The organism is Streptomyces sp. SID13726, assembly GCF_010548375.1.
Taxonomy (GTDB): domain Bacteria; phylum Actinomycetota; class Actinomycetes; order Streptomycetales; family Streptomycetaceae; genus Streptomyces.
In genome coordinates this window covers 1-491 of the sequence record NZ_JAAGLY010000308.1, presented here as the reverse complement: position 1 = coordinate 491, position 491 = coordinate 1, and the positions used below count along the sequence as shown (strand labels likewise).

The 491-nt window shown below is 74.3% G+C and carries 1 protein-coding gene; it reads right to left on the bottom strand.

What is annotated here, in order from left to right:
- Positions 1-491, bottom strand: a 491-nt coding sequence (locus G3I78_RS47785) for a 4-alpha-glucanotransferase (protein ID WP_164436872.1), incomplete at both ends; no start/stop codon positions are given.

Sequence of the window (491 nt, the reverse complement as noted above, 5' to 3'; positions counted from 1 at the left end):
GGCCCGGAGCTGCTCGTCGGCGACCCACTGGAGCCAGCAGTAGAACTCGACCCGGTCGGCGAGCTGGTCGCGCAGCGCCGCGACGGTCGGGCCGTTCGGGTCGTACGCGCCGGGCGGCCAGTCGCGGTCGCCGTAGTGGTCGGCGAGCGCGCACCACGTCGCGAAGTCCTCGAGGCCGCGCCCCTGCTCGGCACGGAACGCGTCGAGCGACGCCTGGCGCGCGGTCGACCGGGGAGCCGCGAAGACGACCTCGAGCGCGGCCTTCTTGGCGTCCCACGCGGCGTCGCGGTCGATCGGCCCGGGGTCGGTGTCGAGGTCGCGCACCGGGTCGAACGCCCACTCGACGAGCGAGCGGTCCGCGGCCGACAGGTAGCCCGTCTCGCGGATGTCCTCGACCCGGACGTAGATCGGGTTGACGAAGCGCCGGCTCGTCGGCAGGTAGGGCCACGGCCTCATCGGTTTGCGCGGCTCGGCCGCGTGCAGCGGGTTGA